General features: G+C 71.1%; 2 protein-coding genes and 1 pseudogene. 2 read left to right on the top strand and 1 reads right to left on the bottom strand.

From position 1 onward, the window contains the following. Positions 1–102 precede the first annotated feature (102 nt). A pseudogene (locus tag AB0442_RS42450) lies at positions 103–183 on the bottom strand (IS5/IS1182 family transposase); the annotation flags it as partial. Between the two features lie 232 nt (positions 184–415). Between AB0442_RS42450 and AB0442_RS42445 the strand changes: the two are divergent. Both AB0442_RS42445 and AB0442_RS42440 read left to right on the top strand, forming a co-directional pair. Next, positions 416–748 carry a hypothetical protein gene (locus tag AB0442_RS42445; protein ID WP_366168845.1) on the top strand — a complete coding sequence of 111 codons (333 nt, stop codon included), beginning with the start codon at positions 416–418 and terminating at the stop codon, positions 746–748. Between the two features lie 135 nt (positions 749–883). Further along, on the top strand, positions 884–1,216 hold the full coding sequence (locus AB0442_RS42440; protein ID WP_366168844.1) for a hypothetical protein: 333 nt from the start codon (positions 884–886) through the stop codon (positions 1,214–1,216). Positions 1,217–1,369: the final 153 nt, after the last annotated feature.

Raw genomic sequence — 1,369 nt, 5'->3', positions numbered from 1 at the left:
GCCTGGTCTCCGACCGCTGCGCGGAGCGCTGAAGATCACCAGCCGAACCCTCCAGGCCGACACGCCCCACCCTCAATCGCGCACCAAGTCGTAAGGAGCTCTTCAGCGTTGCCTCTCCAGGGTGAGGACGGCTTTGGCTGCTGACGTCAGGCGGTTGGGGCTGCAGCGGGCGTGGTGGAAGATGCTGTCGGCGACGGCCGAACGTGACGTCACCTTGCTGGGCCGGGTGGGCGAAGCCTTCCGGTGCCCGGCCGACGTGAACGACGACGAACAGACCCTCGGCTGCTGGGCGGCACACGAAGCACCGTCCCCGACACGGCCTGGGGTGTGTCCCCGGCACAACCGGGGTAAGCCTGGGCTTCAGCCGGAATCATCGACCTCCGCCTGCCGTGGCCGGAATCGAAAGGTGCTGCCCGTGGCCGTCGCGACTATCCAGGAATACATCGGCGTGCGCACCCCCGACGAAGTTGCCGCCGCCGCGCAGGCCGCCGCCTGCCCGGGCGGCGACAGGAACGAAGCCAAAGGCGCGGCCGCCGTCCACCGCTGGGTCCTCGACCCCTGCCGGCCCGCGCCCATCACCGGAAGCCGTCGCCCTGCCGAGCTCCACGACCTCGACCTGGCCGTCGAGGAACGCGCCGCCCTCGAGGCCGCCCGCAACCCGCAGCTGCCCGCCGACCGGCGCTCCTACGCCCGCGGCGCCGCCCGCGCCCTCGACTGGGTCCTCGGCTTCGCCCCATTCGACGCCTGAACCCGGGACCGCGGCTGCGGGCCGCGCGCCCACCGCGCCGACGTTCGGATGAAAACCCAGGCTCCCCCCGACCGGCACGCCATCCTGAACAGGAAAGGCGCCTCTGTGCGCGACCCGTGGTGAGGGAGCCGAGCGATGACCGAGCCGTTCTTCCACGCCGGGGGTATCTACCGGCACCACCTGGACGGCACGCCCAGTAGCGAGAGCCTGTTCGTCGTCGTCCACGTCAGCCGGGCCCCGGAAGGCTTCGCCCACCCGGCCGAGACCGGTGACGTCGCCTTCGGCTGGCGCCGCGCCACCGCACCCGACGGCACCCCTACACCCTGGGCTCCCACACCACGGCAGACTTCACCGGCTGGCACGAGATCGACGACACCGAACTCGCCGCCGCTCTCGGCGACACGCCCCTGCCCCACCGCGCCGCACCACCCGCACGCCCCCGGCAAAAGAAGACCGACTGATATGTGAAAACCCCCGTTCGTTGTCCGTGCCTGCTGCTCAGGTGACCCGACCGGCTGGAGGTTGTCTTACGACTTGGTGCGCGATTGAGGGTGGGGCGTGTCGGCCTGGAGGGTTCGGCTGGTGATCTTCAGCGCTCCGCGCAGCGGTCGGAGACCAGGC

It is taken from the genome of Kitasatospora sp. NPDC085895, assembly GCF_040702125.1.
Classification (GTDB): Bacteria; Actinomycetota; Actinomycetes; order Streptomycetales; family Streptomycetaceae; genus Kitasatospora; species Kitasatospora arboriphila.
Note: the sequence above shows the minus strand (reverse complement) of the source record. Positions and strands in the feature narration are given on the sequence as shown.